At 65.5% G+C, this 18,946-nt stretch carries 20 protein-coding genes; 9 read left to right on the top strand and 11 right to left on the bottom strand.

The annotated features are described in order from the left end of the window. Nucleotides 1-47: 47 nt before the first annotated feature. Complete coding sequence (locus NP511_RS02650; protein WP_006648778.1) at nucleotides 48-272, bottom strand: hypothetical protein; 225 nt, start codon at nucleotides 270-272, stop codon at nucleotides 48-50. A 117-nt stretch (nucleotides 273-389) separates the two neighbouring features. Between NP511_RS02650 and NP511_RS02645 the strand changes: the two genes are divergently transcribed. From NP511_RS02645 to NP511_RS02635, 3 genes are all read left to right on the top strand, one after another. Next, on the top strand, nucleotides 390-1,049 hold the full coding sequence (locus NP511_RS02645; protein WP_049964292.1) for a hypothetical protein: 660 nt from the start codon (nucleotides 390-392) through the stop codon (nucleotides 1,047-1,049). Between the two features lie 70 nt (nucleotides 1,050-1,119). Beyond that, entirely contained in the window at nucleotides 1,120-1,605 is a 486-nt protein-coding gene (locus NP511_RS02640) for an Lrp/AsnC family transcriptional regulator (RefSeq protein ID WP_049964291.1), read from the top strand. Nucleotides 1,606-1,607: 2 nt separating this feature from the next. Next, nucleotides 1,608-2,765 carry a pyridoxal phosphate-dependent aminotransferase gene (locus NP511_RS02635; protein WP_006648775.1) on the top strand — a complete coding sequence of 386 codons (1,158 nt, stop codon included), beginning with the start codon at nucleotides 1,608-1,610 and terminating at the stop codon, nucleotides 2,763-2,765. An 83-nt stretch (nucleotides 2,766-2,848) separates the two neighbouring features. On the opposite strand, the gene NP511_RS02630 is transcribed toward NP511_RS02635, so the two are convergent. Beyond that, nucleotides 2,849-3,055, bottom strand: coding sequence for a hypothetical protein (locus NP511_RS02630; protein ID WP_049964290.1), 207 nt, complete (start codon nucleotides 3,053-3,055; stop codon nucleotides 2,849-2,851). 245 nt (nucleotides 3,056-3,300) lie between these two features. Here NP511_RS02630 and NP511_RS02625 point away from each other — a divergent pair, with 245 nt between their 5' ends. After that, a complete protein-coding gene (locus NP511_RS02625; RefSeq protein WP_049964557.1) occupies nucleotides 3,301-5,157 on the top strand; it encodes a sensor histidine kinase in 1,857 nt (618 codons plus the stop codon). A 3-nt stretch (nucleotides 5,158-5,160) separates the two neighbouring features. Here NP511_RS02625 and NP511_RS02620 read toward each other — a convergent pair whose 3' ends face one another. Together NP511_RS02620 and purL are read right to left on the bottom strand one after the other, a co-directional pair. Further along, nucleotides 5,161-5,745: a response regulator gene (locus NP511_RS02620; protein ID WP_049964289.1), complete on the bottom strand. Its 585-nt coding sequence runs from the start codon at nucleotides 5,743-5,745 to the stop codon at nucleotides 5,161-5,163. A gap of 123 nt (nucleotides 5,746-5,868) precedes the next feature. Then, nucleotides 5,869-8,013, bottom strand: coding sequence for a phosphoribosylformylglycinamidine synthase subunit PurL (gene purL / locus NP511_RS02615; RefSeq protein ID WP_049964288.1), 2,145 nt, complete (start codon nucleotides 8,011-8,013; stop codon nucleotides 5,869-5,871). A gap of 130 nt (nucleotides 8,014-8,143) precedes the next feature. Here purL and NP511_RS02610 point away from each other — a divergent pair, with 130 nt between their 5' ends. Beyond that, on the top strand, nucleotides 8,144-8,827 hold the full coding sequence (locus tag NP511_RS02610; RefSeq protein ID WP_006648771.1) for a PHP domain-containing protein: 684 nt from the start codon (nucleotides 8,144-8,146) through the stop codon (nucleotides 8,825-8,827). Then, nucleotides 8,824-9,948 (top strand): asparagine synthase C-terminal domain-containing protein, encoded by a 1,125-nt coding sequence (locus tag NP511_RS02605; protein ID WP_049964287.1) that lies wholly within the window; start codon nucleotides 8,824-8,826, stop codon nucleotides 9,946-9,948. The genes NP511_RS02610 and NP511_RS02605 overlap by 4 nt, the downstream gene beginning before the upstream one ends. A gap of 3 nt (nucleotides 9,949-9,951) precedes the next feature. On the opposite strand, the gene NP511_RS02600 is transcribed toward NP511_RS02605, so the two are convergent. The 7 genes from NP511_RS02600 to NP511_RS02570 all read right to left on the bottom strand — a co-directional run bounded on the left by NP511_RS02600 (nucleotide 9,952) and on the right by NP511_RS02570 (nucleotide 17,872). Continuing rightward, nucleotides 9,952-10,278: a cupin domain-containing protein gene (locus tag NP511_RS02600; RefSeq protein ID WP_049964286.1), complete on the bottom strand. Its 327-nt coding sequence runs from the start codon at nucleotides 10,276-10,278 to the stop codon at nucleotides 9,952-9,954. 96 nt (nucleotides 10,279-10,374) lie between these two features. Further along, nucleotides 10,375-12,330, bottom strand: coding sequence for a COG1361 family protein (locus NP511_RS02595; RefSeq protein ID WP_136396847.1), 1,956 nt, complete (start codon nucleotides 12,328-12,330; stop codon nucleotides 10,375-10,377). Between the two features lie 60 nt (nucleotides 12,331-12,390). After that, a complete protein-coding gene (locus NP511_RS02590) occupies nucleotides 12,391-13,482 on the bottom strand; it encodes an Mrp/NBP35 family ATP-binding protein (protein WP_006648768.1) in 1,092 nt (363 codons plus the stop codon). Between the two features lie 137 nt (nucleotides 13,483-13,619). Beyond that, a complete protein-coding gene (locus tag NP511_RS02585) occupies nucleotides 13,620-13,928 on the bottom strand; it encodes a hypothetical protein (protein WP_006648767.1) in 309 nt (102 codons plus the stop codon). After that, nucleotides 13,925-15,277 (bottom strand): NrfD/PsrC family molybdoenzyme membrane anchor subunit, encoded by a 1,353-nt coding sequence (nrfD, locus tag NP511_RS02580; protein WP_006648766.1) that lies wholly within the window; start codon nucleotides 15,275-15,277, stop codon nucleotides 13,925-13,927. The genes NP511_RS02585 and nrfD overlap by 4 nt, the downstream gene beginning before the upstream one ends. Continuing rightward, nucleotides 15,274-16,938 carry a 4Fe-4S ferredoxin N-terminal domain-containing protein gene (locus tag NP511_RS02575; RefSeq protein ID WP_049964284.1) on the bottom strand — a complete coding sequence of 555 codons (1,665 nt, stop codon included), beginning with the start codon at nucleotides 16,936-16,938 and terminating at the stop codon, nucleotides 15,274-15,276. Before NP511_RS02575 ends, nrfD begins: the two co-directional genes overlap by 4 nt. Before the next feature lie 259 nt (nucleotides 16,939-17,197). Next, nucleotides 17,198-17,872: a helix-turn-helix domain-containing protein gene (locus NP511_RS02570; protein ID WP_006181575.1), complete on the bottom strand. Its 675-nt coding sequence runs from the start codon at nucleotides 17,870-17,872 to the stop codon at nucleotides 17,198-17,200. Nucleotides 17,873-18,007: 135 nt separating this feature from the next. Between NP511_RS02570 and NP511_RS02565 the strand changes: the two genes are divergently transcribed. From NP511_RS02565 to NP511_RS02555, 3 genes are all read left to right on the top strand, one after another. Further along, nucleotides 18,008-18,235: a DUF2249 domain-containing protein gene (locus NP511_RS02565; RefSeq protein WP_006648764.1), complete on the top strand. Its 228-nt coding sequence runs from the start codon at nucleotides 18,008-18,010 to the stop codon at nucleotides 18,233-18,235. Nucleotides 18,236-18,316: 81 nt separating this feature from the next. Next, on the top strand, nucleotides 18,317-18,550 hold the full coding sequence (locus NP511_RS02560; RefSeq protein WP_006181573.1) for a DUF2249 domain-containing protein: 234 nt from the start codon (nucleotides 18,317-18,319) through the stop codon (nucleotides 18,548-18,550). Nucleotides 18,551-18,617: 67 nt separating this feature from the next. Next, a complete protein-coding gene (locus NP511_RS02555) occupies nucleotides 18,618-18,881 on the top strand; it encodes a DUF2249 domain-containing protein (RefSeq protein ID WP_006648763.1) in 264 nt (87 codons plus the stop codon). Nucleotides 18,882-18,946 lie beyond the last annotated feature (65 nt).

The raw sequence follows: 18,946 nt of genomic DNA, 5'->3' as shown, positions 1-18,946 counted from the left end.
CGGGGCGGTCGGTTCGCGTCCCGTCGACTCGCGACTGCCACAGCGGCCTAGCCGAACAGCTCCGCGAACTCGAGGAGCAAGCCGGGGACGACCAGCAGGGCGATTCCGCCGGCGATCAGGGCGAGCGGAACGATCAGGCCGATGTCGGTCAGCAGCCAGAGCCCGAGCCCGCCCAGGATCGCCAGCAGGCCGACCAGTCGGAGCAGCCAGACGACAGCACCCTCGAGTTCCGAATCGGCGACGACGTCGGCGAGTTCGAGTACCTCGTCCATAGCCGTTCGGGGCTGGCTCCCGGAGCCACTTAATTCCGGCGCCGTTCCGGCCGATCCGATTCCTCGAGTTCCACGCAACGACTTACATATTTGTACCCCGGGCCGCATCGACTGGGTATGAAGACGCTCGAGGTCACCGACGAACAGTACGCGTTCATCCAGCACCTCCGGGAGGAGATCTCCGAATCGGTCGTCGGCAAGTACGGCTTCGTCCGCGAGCAGGACGCGGTGCAGTTCCTGATCGACAACTTGGACGAGGAGATCGAACTCGAGGCCGACGGCGAGTTCGACTCCTCGGCGACCGACGACGTCGCGGCCTCGGTCGGGGCCGCCATCGACGGCGAGGCCGATCCCCACGACCTCGAGGAAGTCTCTTATATCGAGGGCGAGGCGCCGGGAACCGACGGGGTCGTGGACGACGCGGACGGGGACGAGGACCTCGAGTCCGAGTCGGACGATCCCGCGGAACCGGTCGACGACGATGCGAGCGACGCGGACGAAGGAGCCGATGACGACGGCGAGGACGGGGGAGGTGACGAGAGCGACGCGGACGACGAGAGCGACACCGACGGCGACGACGGATCCGACGATGACGGCTCCGCTGACGACGACGACATGTTAGACGAGATGATGAGCCTGCTCGAGACCCACGACGACAAGTGGGAGGAGGCGGCTTCGGCGGACTACCGGTATAGCGTCGATCTGCCGGACGGCTCGACCGAGCAGGTCCAGACGAAAGACGACGTGCGGGCGCTGTTGTTCAAGAACTACCGGTAGTCGGATCCCGAACGATCGTTCACGAACGAACAACGTTAGACCTTTACTCGCGCTCGCGCTTGCAGGCAGTATGAGCGAACGCGAGGTGCTCGAGTTGCTTCGTGAGAACGCGCGATACTCCGCGGCCGATATCGCGCGAATGACCGACCTCGACGAGAACGAGGTCGCAGCCACCATCGAGGAACTCGAGGCAGCAGGCGTCGTCCGCGGGTACCAAGCGGTCGTCGACTGGGACAAGCTCGCCGACGAGCGCGTCCGAGCCGAGGTCGAGTTGAACGTCACGCTCGACCGCGAGACCGGCTACGACGACATCGCCCAGCGCCTCGCACAGTTCCCGGAGGTCAAAGCCCTCCGACTGATCAGCGGCGACTACGACTTCGATATGGAGGTCGAAGGCGACTCCATCCGCGAGGTCTCACAGTTCATCAGCGAGAAGGTCGCGCCCGTCCCCGAGATCACCCAGACGGTCACCCACTACGTGATGACCTCCTACAAGGAGAACGGGATCGAACTCGGCGACGGCGAGGACGACGACCGGCTTTCCTTCTCGCCCTGACCATGAGCTTCGAACTGTCAGACCGGGTGCAGACGGTGCCGCCGTCGGGCATCCGCCGGTTCTTCGAGATCGCCGACGAGCGCGACGATGTCATCTCGCTGGGCGTGGGCGAACCCGACTTCGCGACGCCGTGGGCGGCCCGCGACGCCGCCATCGCCTCGCTCGAGCAGGGCAAGACCTCCTACACCGCCAACCGCGGCAAGAGCGACCTCCGCGAGGCGATCGCCGACTACGTCGCCGATCGGTTCGATCTGGGCTACGACCCCGACGAGGAGATCATCGTCACCGCCGGGGCCAGCGAGGCCGTCGATCTCGCCTTCCGGGCGTTCGTCGATCCCGGCGACACGGTCGCGATCGCCCAGCCCTCCTACATCTCCTACGAGCCCGGTGTGATCTTCGCCGGCGGCGAAGTGCTGCCGGTCCCCACGAAAGAGGAAGACGACTTCCGGCTCACCGTCGAGGGCCTCGAGAAAGCGGGTGCCGACGAGGCCGACGTCCTCGTCCTCTGTTATCCGAACAACCCGACCGGCGCGATCATGCCCGCCGAGGACCTCGAGCCGATCGCCGAGTTCGCCCGCGAACACGACCTGATGGTCCTCTCGGACGAGATCTACGCAGAGCTGACCTACGACGGGGATCACACCTCGATCGCGAGCTTCGAGGGGATGCGCGAGCGGACGATCGTCTTCAACGGCTTCTCGAAGGCCCACGCGATGACCGGCCTCCGACTGGGCTATGCGCTCGGCCCGGCCGACGCCATCGGTGCGATGAACAAGATCCACCAGTACACGATGCTGTCGGCCCCGACGACCGCCCAGTACGCCGCCCTCGAGGCGCTCGATTCCTGCGAGGACGACGTCCGGGAGATGGTCGATCAGTACGACCGCCGCCGACAGTTCGTCCTCTCGCGGTTCCGGGAAATCGGGATGGACGTCTTCGAGGCCAAGGGGGCGTTCTACTGCTTCCCCGAGGTCCCAGAGGGCTTTACCGCCGAGGAGTTCGCCGAGGAAGTGCTGCGCGAACAGGGCGTAGCCGTCGTTCCCGGCGACGTCTTCGGCACCGGCGGCGAGGGCCACCTGCGGATCTCCTACGCGACCGGCCTCGAGGACCTTCGGGAGGCGCTGAACCGGATCGAGGCGTTCGTCGCCGACAACGCCTGAGCCGGCATCGCCGACCCGTATCGTTTTGTCGGCCGAGTCGCCGAGACGAACAGTCCCGCCGCGAGCCCCCGGCTCGAGGGACCTCAGGGGTCGTCGACATCGCCATTCGACGCGTCCCAGACCGCGAGCGTGGCGGCGGAGACGAGCAGACCGAGGCTCGGCACCAGGCCGGATCGCAGCCGTCGGTCCAGCCCGAGTTCGAGGAGGCCGCTCGCGAGCAGGACGAGACAGACCGCGAGGACGGTCGCGCTGCCGAGGAGGATCGAGAGTCGTTCGAAGAAGTCGACCATGGCGTCGTTCCTATCCGATCGATCGGGATAACTCGCCTGCCTGGACCGGACGACCCGACTCCGCTCGGCGCCGACCCATGTCACTCAGACACACACCGGCGCTCGGCCACGACACTGAAATAGGGGGTTTACTAACTATCCAGTAACTATCCGTCGATGATTCCAACGGTTGCGAGCGGTTATCTATTCGGGTGTGGGGGCGGGACTACGCCGCCGAGACGGGTGTGGGGTGGCGAGTCGTGACGATGCGTTCCGTACCGATCGTCGATCGCGTCACCGACGCCTTCTTCGCTCTCGATACGAGCTTTCGGTTCACCTATCTCAACGAGCGGGCGGAGACGTTGCTGAAACGCTCCCGAGAGGAGCTGATCGGGCGGGTCATGTGGGACGAGTTCCCCCAGACCGTCGAGACGCAGTTCCCCGAGGGCTTTCACCGCGCGATGGACGAACAGGTGCCGGTTTCCTTCGAAATCTATCACGCCCCCCTCGAGACGTGGTTCGAGGCACGGGCCTACCCCTCCGAAACGGGCCTCTCCGTGTTCATGCGCGACGTCAGCGAGCGGAAGGCCCAGGAGACGACGCTCGCCCAACACGCCGCGGTCGTCGAGGCGATCCGCGACGCCGTCGTCACGCTCGATCGCAACCGCGAGATCATCACCGTCAACGGCGCGACCGAGTCGGTGCTGGGCGCGGGCCGCTCGACGCTCGTCGGCGAACACGTCGAGACCCTGACCGAAGTAGCGGGGATCGACGACGATGACGCCGTCGAGATCGGACGGGCGATCACCGACGTCGACGTCGGCAACGCCGCCCATCGCCAGCTCGAGTTGCCCTACGTCGGCCCCGACGGCGACGACCGGATGGGCGAGTTCCGGTTCGTCCCCGTCGAGGACAACGCCGCGACGGTCGCCGCGATCGTCCGGGACATCACCGATCAACACGAGTACGACCGCGTCGTCACGTCGTTACACGAGGTCACCCGGTGGCTGCTCGAGTCCGACGATCCCGAGGAGATCTGTGCGATCGCCGTCCACGCCGGCAGCGACCTGCTCGATCTCCCCATCAGCGGCGTCTGGCTGCTCGAGGAGGAACAGGGCTACCTCGAACCGGTCGCCGGCACCGCGGGGGCCCACGACGAGTTCGGCGGCCTCCCGCGGTTCAACCCCGGCGAGGGGTTGGTCTGGGAGGTCTTCGAGGGCGGCGAGGTCCAACTGTTCGACGATCTCGGCGATACCGACGGGCTCTACAACCCCGAGACGCCGCTTCGATCGGAGATCATCGCCCCGATCGGGACCCACGGGGTCCTCATGACGGGCTCGTACGACCCCCACTGGTTCGACGAAACCGACGTCGACCTCATCTCGACGCTCGTCGAGAACACTCGCGCCGCCCTCGATCGGGCGGACCGGGAACGAGTCCTGCGGGATCGGACGGCCGAACTCGAGCGCCAGACCGAACGCCTCGAGGCCGTCGCCGAGATCCTCTCGAGCGACCTGCAACGGCAACTCGAGGCCGTCGCCGACGCCCTCGCGGACGACGGAGCCGACGAGTGGGAGTTCCCGCTGGCGGAAGACACCGTCGAGACGACGCTCGACCGGGCCGAACGGCTCGTCGACGACGTCCGGGAGTTCGCCCGCAACGCCTCCGCGGTCGGCCCGCGCAGCCGGCTCCGGCTCGAGTCGGCGATCGACGACGCGCTCGCCGACTCCCGGCTGGACCCCAATAACGTCGTCGTGGACGCGCCGGCCGCGCTCCGGGCCGATCCCGACCGGTTCGTCCACCTCCTCCAGACGGCGTTCGACAGCGCGGTCGCTCGGGCGAACGACGACGTAACGATCCAGATCGGACTGGTCGGGTTCGAAGACGACGGCAGCCGCGGGTTCTTCCTCCTCGATGATGCCGCGGAAATCCCGCCGAACGCACACGATCGCGTCCTCGATCCGACTGCCGACGACGACACCGCGATCGACGGCCTCGGGCTCGCGCTCGTCCGGGCGATCGCCGAGGCCCACGACTGGACGTGTACGGTCACCAACGGCGACAACGGCGGCACCCGGATCGAAATCAGGGAAATAACGACCCTCGAGCGGGACCCCGCGTAAACGTTATTCCGTTTCGAACGACTCACCCGCGATGTCCCGCCAGAGCTGTCGGTAGCCGTCCTGCGCTAAGAGTTCCTGCATCGTGTCGTCGACCCGGACCCGGAGGACGGCCAGTCGGTCCTCGAGTTCGGCGTACTCCTGACTCGACTGGCGTTCGGCCGCGGTCTTCTGGTCGTCCAACAGCGCCTTCTTCGCGGCGAGTGCGAAGAACTCACGGAGCTGGTCGTCGTAGGTCGAACGAAGCAGTAACTGGTCGATCACGTCGACGAGTTCGTCGCCCGAAACCGGCTTGACCAGGTAATCGTCGAACCCCATCTCGACGATGTCGAAGTCGGGCTCGACCGCTGTCACCATCGCGACCCGGCAATCGAGGTTCCGTTCCCGCATGGTGTCGAGGACGGTATCGCCCGAGAGCCCCGGCATCCGCCGATCGAGCAATACGACGTCGATCGTCTCATCGATCGCATCGAGCGCCTCGGCGCCGTCGTAAGCCGTGCGGACGCGACACTCCTCCTCGAGCCAGGCGGCATAGAGATCCGCGAGGTCGGGCTCGTCTTCGACGATCAGGACGGATGGGGTATCGGACATCGATGTTCCTCCGGCTGTGCCGTTCGCGGAGAATCCGTGCCGAACGAATATCAATATACCGGAGAGTAGCGGTAGTAAGGTGGACGTCGATCGCGGTCCCCGCCGATCATCACGCCGCGACCGTCACTCGAGGCCGCGTTCGATCGTTGCGCGCCGTTCCCGAATCTCGGCGGCGTCGGTTTCGATCGTCCGGTCGCCGAGGTCGACGGACAGCGTCCCGTCGTCGGTCGCCGTGCCGAGGTCGACGACGGGGGCGACGCCGTCGAACGCCTCGCGGACCACCGCGACGGATTCGGTCTGGATCAGCGCGCGACCCGGCTGCTCGTGGAACAGTTCGCCGGCGGGGTCGTCGCCCGGCAGCGACACCTCGAGGCCGGCCTCCTCGGTGACCATCTCGGCGAGGGAGACGGCGAGCCCACCGTGGCTGACGTCGTGAACCGCGAGCGTCGCGTCGTCGTCGGCCACCGCGGCGAGGGTCTCGATCAGGGCCGCGGGGTCGTCGGGCAGTTCGGGGAACCGATCGCTGCCGCCGAACTGTGCGAGGTACTCGGAGCCGCCCAGCCGGGCGTCGTCGGCGAGACCCAGATCGCCGACCAGCACCAGGTCGCCCTCCGGTGCGGCCGACAGCGGTGGGGCGTCGTAGCCCTCTTTCGCTCCGACAAGCGCCAGCGTCGGCGTCGGCGGGATCGGCCCGGCGACGGAGTCGTTGTACAGCGAGACGTTGCCCCCGACGACCGGCGTCGACAGCGTTTCGCACATCTCGGCGAGGCCGTCGACGATGCCCTCGAAGCCGCCGTAGACGTCCGGCTTCTCGGGGTTGCCGCCGTTGAGACAGTCGACGGCGGCAAGCGGTGTCGCACCCTTGGCCGCGACGTTGGTCGCGTTCTCGAGCGCGACCGCGCGAGCGCCCTCGTAGGGCGCGGCGGCGGTCCAGTTCGGTGCGGCACCGGACGAGAGCGCCAGTCCCTGCTCGGCTTCCCGAACCGCAACGATTGCTGCGTCGTCGCCGGGGCCGACGCTCGTTCGCACGCCGACCTCGTGGTCGTACTGGCGGTAGACCCACCGTTTCGAGGCCGTGTTCGGGCTCGAAACGACGGCGTCGAAGGCGGCCGCGAGGTCGGCGTCGGGCAGGTCGGTCTCCGGTTCGACGGGGTCCTCGCTCGCAAGGTCGTTCATCGGCGCGCCCTCGCCGAGGAAGTAGGCGTCGACGTCGACGACTGTCTCCCCGTCGAACGTGCAGGTGTAGTTACCGTCGGTGACCTCGCCGATGACCGAACAGCCCAGATCGAACCGCTCGGCGATCTCGCGCACCCGGTCGACGTTCTCGGGCTCGACCTCGTAACACATCCGCTCCTGCGATTCGGCGAGCAGGATCTCCAGGGCGTTCATGTTCGGCTCGCGCTGGTGAACTCGCTCGAGTTCGATCCGCGCGCCGAGGTCGGCCTTGGCGACCATCTCGCTCGAGGCCCCGCCGAGACCGGCGGCACCGAGGTCGCGAGCGGACTCGATCAGGCCCTCGTCGACGAGCGCCTCGTTGGCCTCGATCAGCAGCTTCTCCGCGTAGGGGTCGCCGACCTGAACCGCGGGCCGGTCTTCGGTTTCGGCGTCCTCCGCCAGGTCCTCGCTGGCGAAGCTCGCGCCGCCGAGGCCGTCGCGGCCGGTGGCGTTGCCGACGAGGACGAGCTTGTTGCCCGGTTCCTGTGCTTCGGCAGTGACCAGCCGGTCCTCGTTCGTCAGGCCGACGCAGGCGACGTTGACCAGCGGATTTCCCTCGTAATCGGGATGGAAGTCGACGCTGCCGGCGACGGTGGGGACGCCGATACAGTTCCCGTAGTGGCTGATCCCCTCGACGACGCCCTCGAAGAGGTACTTCGAGTGGTCGTCGCCGAACTCGCCGAAGTACAGCGAGTCAGCGAGCGCGATGGGGTAGGCCCCCATCGAGAGCGTATCCCGGACGATGCCGCCGACGCCGGTCGCCGCGCCGTCGAACGGGTCCACGTAGGAGGGGTGGTTGTGGCTCTCGATCCCCATCGTGATGTACGTCGCGTCCTCGCCCTCCTCGCCGGGGAGCGCGACGACCGCCGCGTCGTCGCCCGGCCCGACGACGACCTGCGCACCCTCGCTGTCGAAGGCCGACAGCAGCGGTCGCGAGGAGCGGTACGCACAGTGTTCGCTCCAGAGGTTCTCGAACAGCGCCGCCTCCGCTCGAGTCGGTTCCCGCCCCAGCTCGGAAACGACGAGTTCGCGGTCCGAATCGGCAAGACTCATTCACCTAGGTGGTGAAAGTCGGCCGGTAAATGGGTTTCTATATGCACGTTCATGGATATCGGCGATCGGATTTGACGATCGCAGCCGACGGACCGAGTCGTTTTTGATCAGGCCGCCTAAACGTACGCTCGTGCTGTCGGTCGAACTCCACACGCACTCGTCGCTGTCCTACGACGGTCGCGACCCGGTCGAACTCATCTTGGAGCAGGCCGAGGCCGTCGGGCTAGACGCGATCGCCGTGACGGACCACGACGAGATCGACGCGAGCCTCGAGGCCGCCGAACTGGCCCCCGAGTACGGACTGGTCGGGGTTCCGGGCATGGAAATCTCGAGCAAGGCCGGCCACGTACTGGGGCTGGGACTCGAGGAGGCGGTCCCGCCGGGACTCTCCTTCGAGTCGACGCTCGAGGCGATCCACGACCAGGGTGGGCTCGCGGTGATCCCGCATCCGTTTCAGGAGGCCCGCCACGGCGTTATGGCCCGTATTTCCCGGGACCAGCTCGCGCTGGGCGACGCGATCGAGGTCTACAACTCGCGGCTGTTTACCGGCCGCGCGAACCGACAGGCCGAGCGCTACGCCCGGTCGCGGGAGCTACCGATGACCGCCGGCAGCGACGCCCACATCAGCGAGATGGTCGGGCAGGCGGTCACCCGGGTCGACGCCGACGAGCGCTCGGCCGATGCGATCCTCGCGGCCATCGCCGACGGCCGGACGACCGTCGAGGGGAAGCGAACGCCGTGGCGGATCAGCGTCCAGCAGTTCGCCGGCGGGGTCACGCGACGACTGAGCCGCGTTCTGAGTATCCTCCGATGACCGACGAATTGCGCGGCGACCCGGCGACCGTCCGCGACGCCATCGAGCGGGCCGATCCGCTGCCCGGTAGCACCGGGTTCGCCGGGCATGTCGACGGCCGCCTCGTCCGCGATATCCTCGGCCGGGAGCCGCTGTTCGTCGACGCCGACGACTCCGCGGACGAGGGGCGGGCGTGGGCGTTCGAGCCGGCCCCGCTCGAGGACCCCGTCCTCTTCCCGGCCGGCGCGGCCGCAGCCGCTGACGAGCCGCTTCCTCAGCCGGAATCGCACTGGTCCCTTCCCGATCCCGAGCCACGCGCCCCCGAGCGCGCCCTCACGTCCCTCGAGCAGGCGATCGAGACGGCGGCCGACGCCGCGCTGGGGACCGACCGCGATATCGCGGTCGCCTTCTCCGGCGGTGTCGACTCGGCGCTGGTCGCCGAACTGCTGGACGCGCCGCTGTACGTCGTCGGCTTCCCCGACAGCCACGACGTCGAAGCCGCGCAGACGGCCGCCGACGCGATGGGCCGCGAGCTGACGGTCGTCGACCTCGAGCCCGCGGACCTCGAGCGGGCGGTGCCGGAGGTCGTGCGAGCGACCGGCCGGACGAACGCGATGGACGTCCAGATCGCCCTGCCGCTGTACCTGGTCGGCGAACGCGTCGCCGCCGACGGGTTCGACGCGCTCGCGGTCGGGCAGGGCGCGGACGAACTGTTCGGCGGCTACGAGAAGGTCGTCCGACTCGACCACCGGGTCGCGGCCGAGACGGTTCGGGGGGCCGTCCGGGAGGGGATCCGGAGCCTCCCCGACCAGCTCCCGCGGGACGTGTTGACGATCGAAGCGACGGGGCTCGAGCCCGTCGCGCCGCTTCTCCACGACGCCGTGATCGAGGCCGCGCTTCGGCTCCCCGACGAGCTACTGGCCGACGCCGAGGAACGGAAGCGCGGCTTCCGCCGCGTCGCGGCCGACTATCTCCCAGCCGAAGTCGCCCAGCGGGACAAGAAAGCGGTCCAGTACGGCAGCCTCGTCGCCCGCGAACTCGACCGCCTCGCCCGACAGGCCGGCTACAAGCGCCGGATCGACGACCACGTCGACAAGTACGTCGCCGCGCTGTGTTCGGACGGGCCGACCGAACGCGACTGAGATTTAAGACGGCAGCGGACAGAGGCTCGCGGTGAAGATCACCGTCTCGTCGGTCTCGTTGCTCGCACCGTGGTCGACACCGCGCTCGTGGTGGACGACGCCGGGCGCATCGATCGCCTCGCTTTCGTCGTCCTGCACGACGGTTACCGTCCCCTTGAGGACGTGAAAGACGTTCGTGCTGTCGGGGTGGTCGTGGGCCTCGAGTTCTGCCCCCGGGCCGAGGGCAAAGGCCTTCACGAGGACGTCGTCGCTGACGGCCAGTTCCGCGGTCTCGACCTCGCCGTCGGCCGGCTCGAGGTCGGCGATCGATTCGGCGTAGCTATCGAGCATGTGGGACGGTTCGTTGGCTCGCAATATAATACCGGGGCGCCGGGAAGGCGAACGCGTCCGTTTCCCGATCGAAGTCGTTCCGTCTCGCAGCCACACTCAGGCGACGGTGAGAGAGCCGCCGTCGTTCATCGCCTCGAGAATGCGGTCGACGTAGGTACAGGCCGGGTTCCCGTGGCGCTCCTCGTCGTGGAAGTCGGTCAGGCCGATCTCCCAGACGGTCGTTTCACCGGGCTTGGGAAGGGGACCTCTCACGGTCGCACCGCCCAGGTACGTTCCCTCTCGGTCGACGAACGCGAGTTCGAGTTCGGTCTCCGGTCGGCGGGTGTAGTCTGTGTCGCCGACGGTGGTGACGGTTATCGCCCACGTGAATTCACTGACATAATTGTAACTATCGTTACAGTCGTATCGAACGGGATCGCGCGAGGTGGTGACACGGACGACGTCTGCCGGCTCGGAGAGCGTGATGCGCTCTTCGGCTCTTCGGTCGTCCGTGACGTCGATCGAACCATCCCCGTCGGCGGCATCGAGGATGCGATCGACGTGAGTGCAGGCGACGTTGCCGTGACGTTCTTCGTTGTGAAAGTCGGTCTCGCTGATTTCCCAAATCGTCGTCTCGCCAGCCCTCGGGAGCGGACCGTTAACGATTGCCCCACCGAGATATCGGCCCCGCCCGTCGAAGAATTCGACTTCCGCTTCGGTGGCCGGCCGATCGGTGTGGCTCGTCTCGTCGGTCCCCGTCACCTCGAGTTCCCAGGTGAATTCACCGACGTAATTGTAACTGTCATTACAGTCGTGTCGAACCGGATCGAATGAATCAGTGACACGGATCGCGTCGGTCGGAGTCGACAGTTCGACGGTTTCCGTCGTTCCGGGTTCGTCAGTGACGACGATCGATCCGTTACCGTCGACGGCGTCGAGGATGCGATCGACGTAGGTACAGGCGGGGTATCCGTGGCGCTCTTTATCGACGAAATCGGTTGCACCGAGTTCCCAGATCGCCGTGCTATCGCTTCGCGGAGCGGGGCCACTGACGGTCGCACCGCCCAGATATCGGCCCCGCCCGTCGAAGAAAGCGAGTCCGACTTCGAGTTCCTCCCGGTCGGTGAAATCGACATCGTCGACGGTCGTGACCTCGAGTTCCCAGGTGAATTCGCTCGCGTAATTATAGCTGGAGTTACAATCGTATCGGATCGGCTCGCCGCGAGTACTGACTCGAAGCATATCGGAGAAGCCGATCAGTTCGATGTCCGCTGTCCGAACCGTTCCGTCGATCGATCCGGTTATCTCGGCGGTCGTGGTGCCGCGGCCGTCGGGAACCGTATACGAGAACTCGACCGTTTCCTGCCCGTTAGCATCGAGACCGACCGACTCGGTTCGTGATATTGCACCCAACTCGAACGAGATATCCGTCTCGATATCGACCGCTGTCTGGTTTTCGACGGTGATCGAAACCCGTTCGTCCTCGCCGACGACCTGCGTCGACTCCAGATCGTATCGAATCGATAGCTCTGGCTCGACGATCTCGAGGTCAGCCGTTCGAGGGTCGGTGCCGTCGCTGCCAGTCGCTTCGACCGTTACTGTTCGCGCAGCAGCGAACGCATCGAACTCCATCTCGACCGTCGTGGTCTCGCCCGAGTCGGCGGCGACCGATTCCGACCGCTGTCGATCACCGGCGGTCACGTCGAGTTCCGTTTCGCCGGCGCGGTCACCAGTATTTCTGACGACGACTCGAACGGGAACGGGCGTGTCTATCGCCAATCGCTCCGGGGCCTCGAGGTCGACGACCTCCAACCGTGGTGTACCGGACCCATCGTCTGTTCCGTCCGCACTGCCGGTCTGATCGCTCTCGGTTTCAGGATCACCGCCCCCCTCACCCGTGTCGTCACTGCATCCTGCGAGCGCTGCTGCCCCGACAGCAGCGAGATATCGCCGCCGATTCATACGGTCAAATTCCCCTCTCCTTACTAAAAAGTATGTAATTCTTGAGGGGTTTCCGCGAGCGGACTCGCTTTCGCAGACGCTAGTGGGAATTCGGTCGCGATCGGGCGCCATGTGACGGTTTGGTGCGGGCGAGAAAGAAGGAACCGAAACCACCCGACAGATGAGGTCCGCTCAGTCTTCCGTCTCGGTCGGCAGCTTGTTCGTCGGTTCGTGGGAGACGTTCTCCGAGACTTTGCGGCGGTTCTGCTCGCCGATCCGGTCGGCGATCTCGCCGACGACGTCCTCGAGGGAGTCCTGGACCTCGCTGTCGTCGTCCTTGACGAGGGCCCCTTCGCTGCCGTCGGCCCCGAAGTCGGGGTGGATCGGGATCCGACCCAGCAACGGCACGTCGTACTTGTCGACGATGGTGTCGGCCCCGCCGGTCCCGAACAGCCCGTGCTGGTCGCCACAGGACGGACAGACGAACGAACTCATGTTCTCGACGACGCCCAGTACCGGCGTGTCGTGTTTGTTGAACATCTGGATCCCCTTGCGGGTGTCGTCCAGGGCCATCTCCTGGGGCGTCGTGACGACGACCGACCCGGTCACTGGCATCGACTGCAGGAGGTTCAGCGTCGCGTCGCCGGTCCCCGGCGGCAGGTCGACGATGAGGTAGTCGAGTCGGCCCCACTCGACGCCCTCGAGGAACTTCATCATGAACTTGTTGACCATCGGGCCGCGCAAGATTGCGGGGTCGTCCTCGTCTTCCATCATCATCCCCATGCTGATGACGCGGACGCCGTCGGACCGCGGCGGCACGATCTCCTCGTTGGGCGTGACGCCGGGGTCGCTCTCGACCGGCAGGATCTGGGGGACGTTCGGGCCGTGGATGTCGGCGTCGAGTAGCCCGACCATCGCGCCGCGTTTCTGGAGGCCGGCAGCGAGGTTGGCCGCGACCGTCGTCTTGCCGACGCCGCCTTTCCCCGAGGAGACGGCGATGACGTTGCGAACCCGCGGGAGGACCTCCTGATCGAAGCCGTGTTCCTCGTCGACGTGTGCCCGCAGGTCGGGCTCGAGGCCGGCGTCTTCGATGACGTCACGGACTCGGTTGCCAAGTTCCAGTTCCGAGGGCGCATACGGCGCGTTGAGGGCCAGCGAGATCCGGGCGGTCTCGTCGTCGATCCGGACGTCGTTGACCAGCCCCAGCGAAACGATGTCCTCGCCGATGTCGGGGTCCTCGACCCCCTCGAGTTTGATTTCGAGTTCGTGTTCGGTGATGCTCATAGTGGCTGTGTGATACGAATGAAGGGGATCGAACGGGATACGTGTGATGGTTCGGCCATCGAAGCCGTTGCTATCGGGATGCGGACACGAGAAAAATGCGAAAAGCGGAACGGACGTTCGAACGCGATACGACTCGGTTACGGCGGGCCGACGCTGCTGATCGGCTCCGGCGGGCCACCGTAGAACACGACGCCGATCAGCACGGTCAGGATGAACATCCCGACCCACATCGACGTCGTCAGACCGACGAGATAGCCAACGCCCATCAGCCCGGACTTCGTGTCGCGGGGTTCACCGAGGAACCACGCTGCGAGCATGATGTAGACCGGAACCAGGATGATCGCGAAGATCACCCATGTCCCTTCGTTGGCGAAGCCGGTGAAGCCGCTGGTCCCGTCGTAGCCGTGGTACAGCAGCGTCGACGAGAGTGCCAGTGCTGAACTCATGCTTCCACCTCCGGTTCGGTCGCGTCGTCACTGTGTTCGTGGTCGCCGCGCATGTGTTCGACCGCGTGGAGTTCGACCACGGGAACGAGCTTCGAGAGGTTGAGGAATAAAAGTGCAACCAATCCGGCCGTTCCGACGAGCGAGAGCCATTCGATCGCGCTCGGGAAGTAGGTCCCGGGCGTGTTGGCGTAGATGTCGAACGTGGGGTGCAGGAACCCCTCGACGACGAACAGGATCTTTTCGGTCAGCGTCGCAGTGAGGATCGCACAGCTGGCGACCAGCGCCCGTTTCTTACTGAACAGCGACGGGCGAATCGCCTGCAGGAAGATATAGACCAGCGTGAGGAAGGCCATCGCCATCGCCATCTGATACAGCGGGTGGGCCATCTTCGCTTCGGCCGCGACCGCGCTGTTGGTCGGCCCGAGGAAGACGCCGTTGATGTTGGCCTGCAGCTGGAACCAGAGGAACAGCAGGGTGAAGAAGCCGAGCCACAGGAGCAGCCCGCGGAAGATGTCGTCGGTGATGATGTGGTCCCAGTCGTAGGCACGACGGAACGCATAGGAGATGATCATCACGCCGCTGATCGCCGACATCAGTGCGATGGCGAGGAACATCGGCCCCTGAATCCCACCGCTCCAGGCGGGCATCGCCGGGAGCAGTGCGAACAGCCACGGGATGACGCCGCCGTGGAGCAGGAGCGGGGCCATGATGATGACCGCCGCCGCGAGCCACCAGACCATCCGGTCGATGACTTCGTCTTCCTTCTCGGAGTAGCCGATCGTCATGATCTTGTAGACCGGCTCGAACATGTCCGGCAGATCATCGCGCAGTCGGCTGATGTCGTAGCGAAGCGTCAGTCCGAGGTAGGTCGCCGACAGCACGAAGTAGGCCGTAATGACCGTCACGTCCCACACTAGCGGCGAGTTGTTGACCGTGATGTGGTAGTGACCGATGACGCTCGTGACCATCCGGTCCGGACGACCCATGTGGACCAGAATGTAGAAGCCGGCGGCCGAGAGGCCCCCGATCGTCGTCATCTCCGCGAGTCGGGCGATCGGCATATAGCGGTCCATACCGAGCAGTCGGACGGCAGCTGAGAGGATAATACCGCCGTGTGCGACACCGACCCACCAGATGAACGCGCCGATGTACAGGCCCCACGTCGAGCCACCGCCGCTCCCCCAGTCGCCGAGGCCGGTAACGATCAGCCCCTTCTGGAGCTGGTAGGCCCACGCGATCAGGAAGGCGACGAGGCCCAGTGCAGCGGCCCCGTACAGGATGATGTACTTCTTCGTGAACGTGTTGATCGGGCGGAGAATGTCCGCTTCGGTCGGCTCCTTCGTACTCATAGGGACACCCCGTCGACGTGTCCGACCGTCTCCTTGTCAAGGTACTCCTGGCGCTTGTCGAGCAGGTCGACGTCCTCGTACTTGGTCGGCCCCTCGACCTGGTGGGCCTCCGGTCCGGGCTGGGTCCCGAGGTAGGTGACGTTCGGGTTCGTCCCGACGTCCTCGAGCAGCTGGAACGAACTCGGGTCGCCGGCGTACTGCTCGAGTCGGATCTGGGCGGCGTTCTCGAGATTGTCTACCTGGTCCAGATCCAGCGTCTCGCGGGCGCTCTCGCTTTCGAGGTCGACGTACTCCTCGAGCGCGGTGACGAACTCGAGGACCGTCTGTTGCTTCTCGAGGATGCTGTTGTTCTCCCCGTCACCGGGCTCGGTCTCGCTCTCCCGGCTGCGGATTTCGATCGCCTTCGCGATCGCGACCATGTCCGCGTCGAGGTCCGCGTCTTCGGTGCTGTCGATCGCCTCGATGGCGGCCTCGAGGCTGTCGCCGTCGCTGACGTTGCTGTCGACCACGTCGGCCGACGGGATGTCGGTGTTGAGGTTGATCACCGCGCGGCTCTTGGTCGGGTACTCGCGGTGCTGGGAGGGATCGCTGGCCTCGTCCTTGACGTTCCCGAACTGGATCGCGTTCGGCGGACAGGCCGTTTCGCAGGCGGTCGTTCCGACCTTCTCCTCTCCCTGTTTGCCGTCCTGCATGGACGGACACATCGTACACTTGCTCATCACGCCACGGGGCGCTCGGCTGTCGACCCAGCGCTCGCCGTGTTCGTACTTGGCGTGGGTGATCTCGTCGGGATCCTCGGGGTCCTCGAACCCGTCAATGTCCTCGTAGGCGACGTCGGGGTCGTCCCACTGGAAGTAGTTGACGCCGTAGGGACAGGCGACCTGACAGTACCGACAGCCGATACAGACGTCGTAGTCGGTCAGGACGAGGCCGTCCTTGTCGCGGGTGTGACGGGCCGTGGTCGGACAGACCTTTTCACAGGGAGCGTCCGTACAGTGCTGGCACGGCCGCACGAGCATGTTGAAGTCGCTGAGTCGGTTGAAGTCGCTATTGACGTCGGTATTGCCGCTCTCGCTGGCACCGTGATGGTTATGGTCCTCCCAGGCCATCACGTACATCCAGTTGACCCCCTGGTCGAGGTCGTTCTCCTGGGAACAGGCGGTCATACAGGAGAGACAGCCGTCACAGCGCTCGAGGTCGATCGTCATCCCCCACTGGGTGTCGCTCTCCTCGGTGGTCTCCTGTCGGGGCCCCTTCTCCGCCGCGAGGCTCTGTTCGGGGCCGTCCGCGACGGTACCGAACGCGCCCATCCCGACGGCCGCAGCGCCGACCCCCATCTTCTTCATGGTTTCACGACGGGTCTCGTCGCCGTCGCCGTCGAACTTGTCGAGCATTCTGGAGGCGGTTCCTTTCGCCTCCTCCTGGGCCGCCTCGTAGGCTTCCTTGGTCGGGCGCTCGTCCTCGCCGAACTCCTCCATGACCTCCTCGTGGTAGCGGTCGTGGAATTCGGCCTCGGAGAGTTCGCCCTCGGTGACCCGCATCGCGTCCTGGGCCATCTTCATACCGAGTTCGCTGTCGTACTCGGTATCGTCGAGCATCGACTCGAGTTCGTCTTCCCACTCCTCACCGAGTGGGTGGAATGATTCGTCGTCCGTACTCATTAGATCAGAACACCTCTGTATATGACACTGGTGTCATGCCGGGGCTACTCGACGGCATGCACTTCAAATCGTTCATTTGTGGATCCTCACTCCGGGACTCACAACCCTACTCGGATGAAGCATCGAGCCGATTTCCAACGGCTGAGAATCAATGCGACTATGTTCGTGATTATAAGTGAGGGGTGCTATACTGACGGCTGGCCCGAGCATCGGAGACTCGGATCGCGCGCACAGACATATAACGAATAGACGATCCGACTTAGCTGGTCGCGAGTTGCTCTTCGAGTTCCTCCTCGTCGTCGAGTCCCGGGAGGTCCTCGACGAACCGCTTGACGATCGCCTCCTCGGCCCGGTGGAGCGTCTCGCTGCAGGTCGACTTGGCGATGTCCAAGTGATCCGCCAGATCGGTCAGCGAGCAGCGCCGCGGGGTGTCGTAGTAGCCCTCGTCGACCGCGGCGACGACGACCTCGAGTTGGCGCTCGGAGAGCAGTTGGCTCTCGTGGAGTCGTTCGCGGACGTGTTCGATCCGGTACTGGAGCCCGAAGTGTTCGAGCTGTTCGGCGAGTTCGGCGAGGCGTTCGCGGGAACCGGTCACTTCGATTTTCGCCTCGCCGTCCTGGATCTCCACCGGTAGCTCGATGGGCATCCCCGACTCTCGAGAGGAAAACAGCAGCAACGGGGCCGTCGTCTCGAAGTGGACCGTCGCCTCGTTGTCGCTCCACTGGGCCAGCGTGAGTTCGGTGAGCTGGGGGTGATCGTTCATGTCCTCGATCACCTCCGGCACCGACGAGCCGGCGATCCGGACGAGAGCGAACCCGGACTCGGAGCCGGGGACGGCGGCCAGCACCCGGAAGGTCGATTCGGGGTAATCCGTCGATATCTGTTGGATCCAGACCTCCTCGGGCATCGTGAGACTGAGTGTTGCTTGGGCCATACGAACGTGTTCCGTTCGAATCTATATCCCGGTAGTTACGAATATGTTCGCCCATTTCCTACCGACTGGGAAGTTCGTCCTGCTCGAACACGTTCGGACGAACGACCATCGGTCCGCGGCCGGAACGTGTAACCGATGGCGACCGAATCCACCGAACGAACGCTCGACGTCCGCGAGATCGATGGACCGCCGTTCGACGACATCATGGCCGCCCTCGAGGAACTGGAGACCGACCAACGGCTCCGGCTGATCGCCCCGTTCGAGCCGAAGCCGCTCTACGAGGTACTCGACGATCGCGGGTTCACCCACGAGAGTCGGGAACGGGAGGGCGGTGTCTGGCACGTCCTCATCGAGCATGCGTAGGCCCCGCGGGTCCGCCTCCGAACCGGTACCGAACATATTCGTGCAAATGCCGATGCGGGACTCGATCCGAGTACGGATTGCATGACGCGACTCGACGTCAGGGACATCCCGCCGGTGAACCGCCATCCGACCATCCACGACGAGTTCGAGGCCCTCGAGCCGGGCGAGGCGCTGACGATCGTCAACGATCACGAACCCAAGCCGTTGTTCTACGAGTTCGAGGCCGAGGTCGAGAGCTTCGACGCCGACGGCTACGAGGTCGAACAGGTCGCACCCGACGAGTTCGTCGCGACGTTCCCGAAAGTAGAGGCCTGATCGAGCCGGCCGGTGACCGAACACGTACGGGAGCAGAGATAGCCGATACCGGCTCGAACCGACACCTATGCAATCGCCAGCCTCGATCGTCGACCGAACCGACGCACCGGACGACCGACAAACGGAGACGATCGATGTCCGATCGGCCGGGCCGCCGGAGCCGCTCCAGCGGACGCTCGAGACGCTCGTCGAACTGCCCGACGAGACGGTTCTCGTCCAGCGAAACGACCGCGTTCCCCAGTTCCTCTTCCCGAAACTGGACGACCGCGGCTACAGCTACGAGACGGTCGAACGCGACGACGACGTCGTGACGGTCATCTGGCGTGTCTAAGGCCGCCGGGCGACCGACGGATCGGGCGACTGACCGGTCGCGGGATCGCGGAAACGGGGACGATA

Source organism: Natrinema thermotolerans (genome assembly GCF_031165565.1).
In the GTDB taxonomy this organism is placed as follows: Archaea; Halobacteriota; Halobacteria; order Halobacteriales; family Natrialbaceae; genus Natrinema; species Natrinema thermotolerans.
This window is presented reverse-complemented; position numbering and strand designations above follow the sequence as displayed.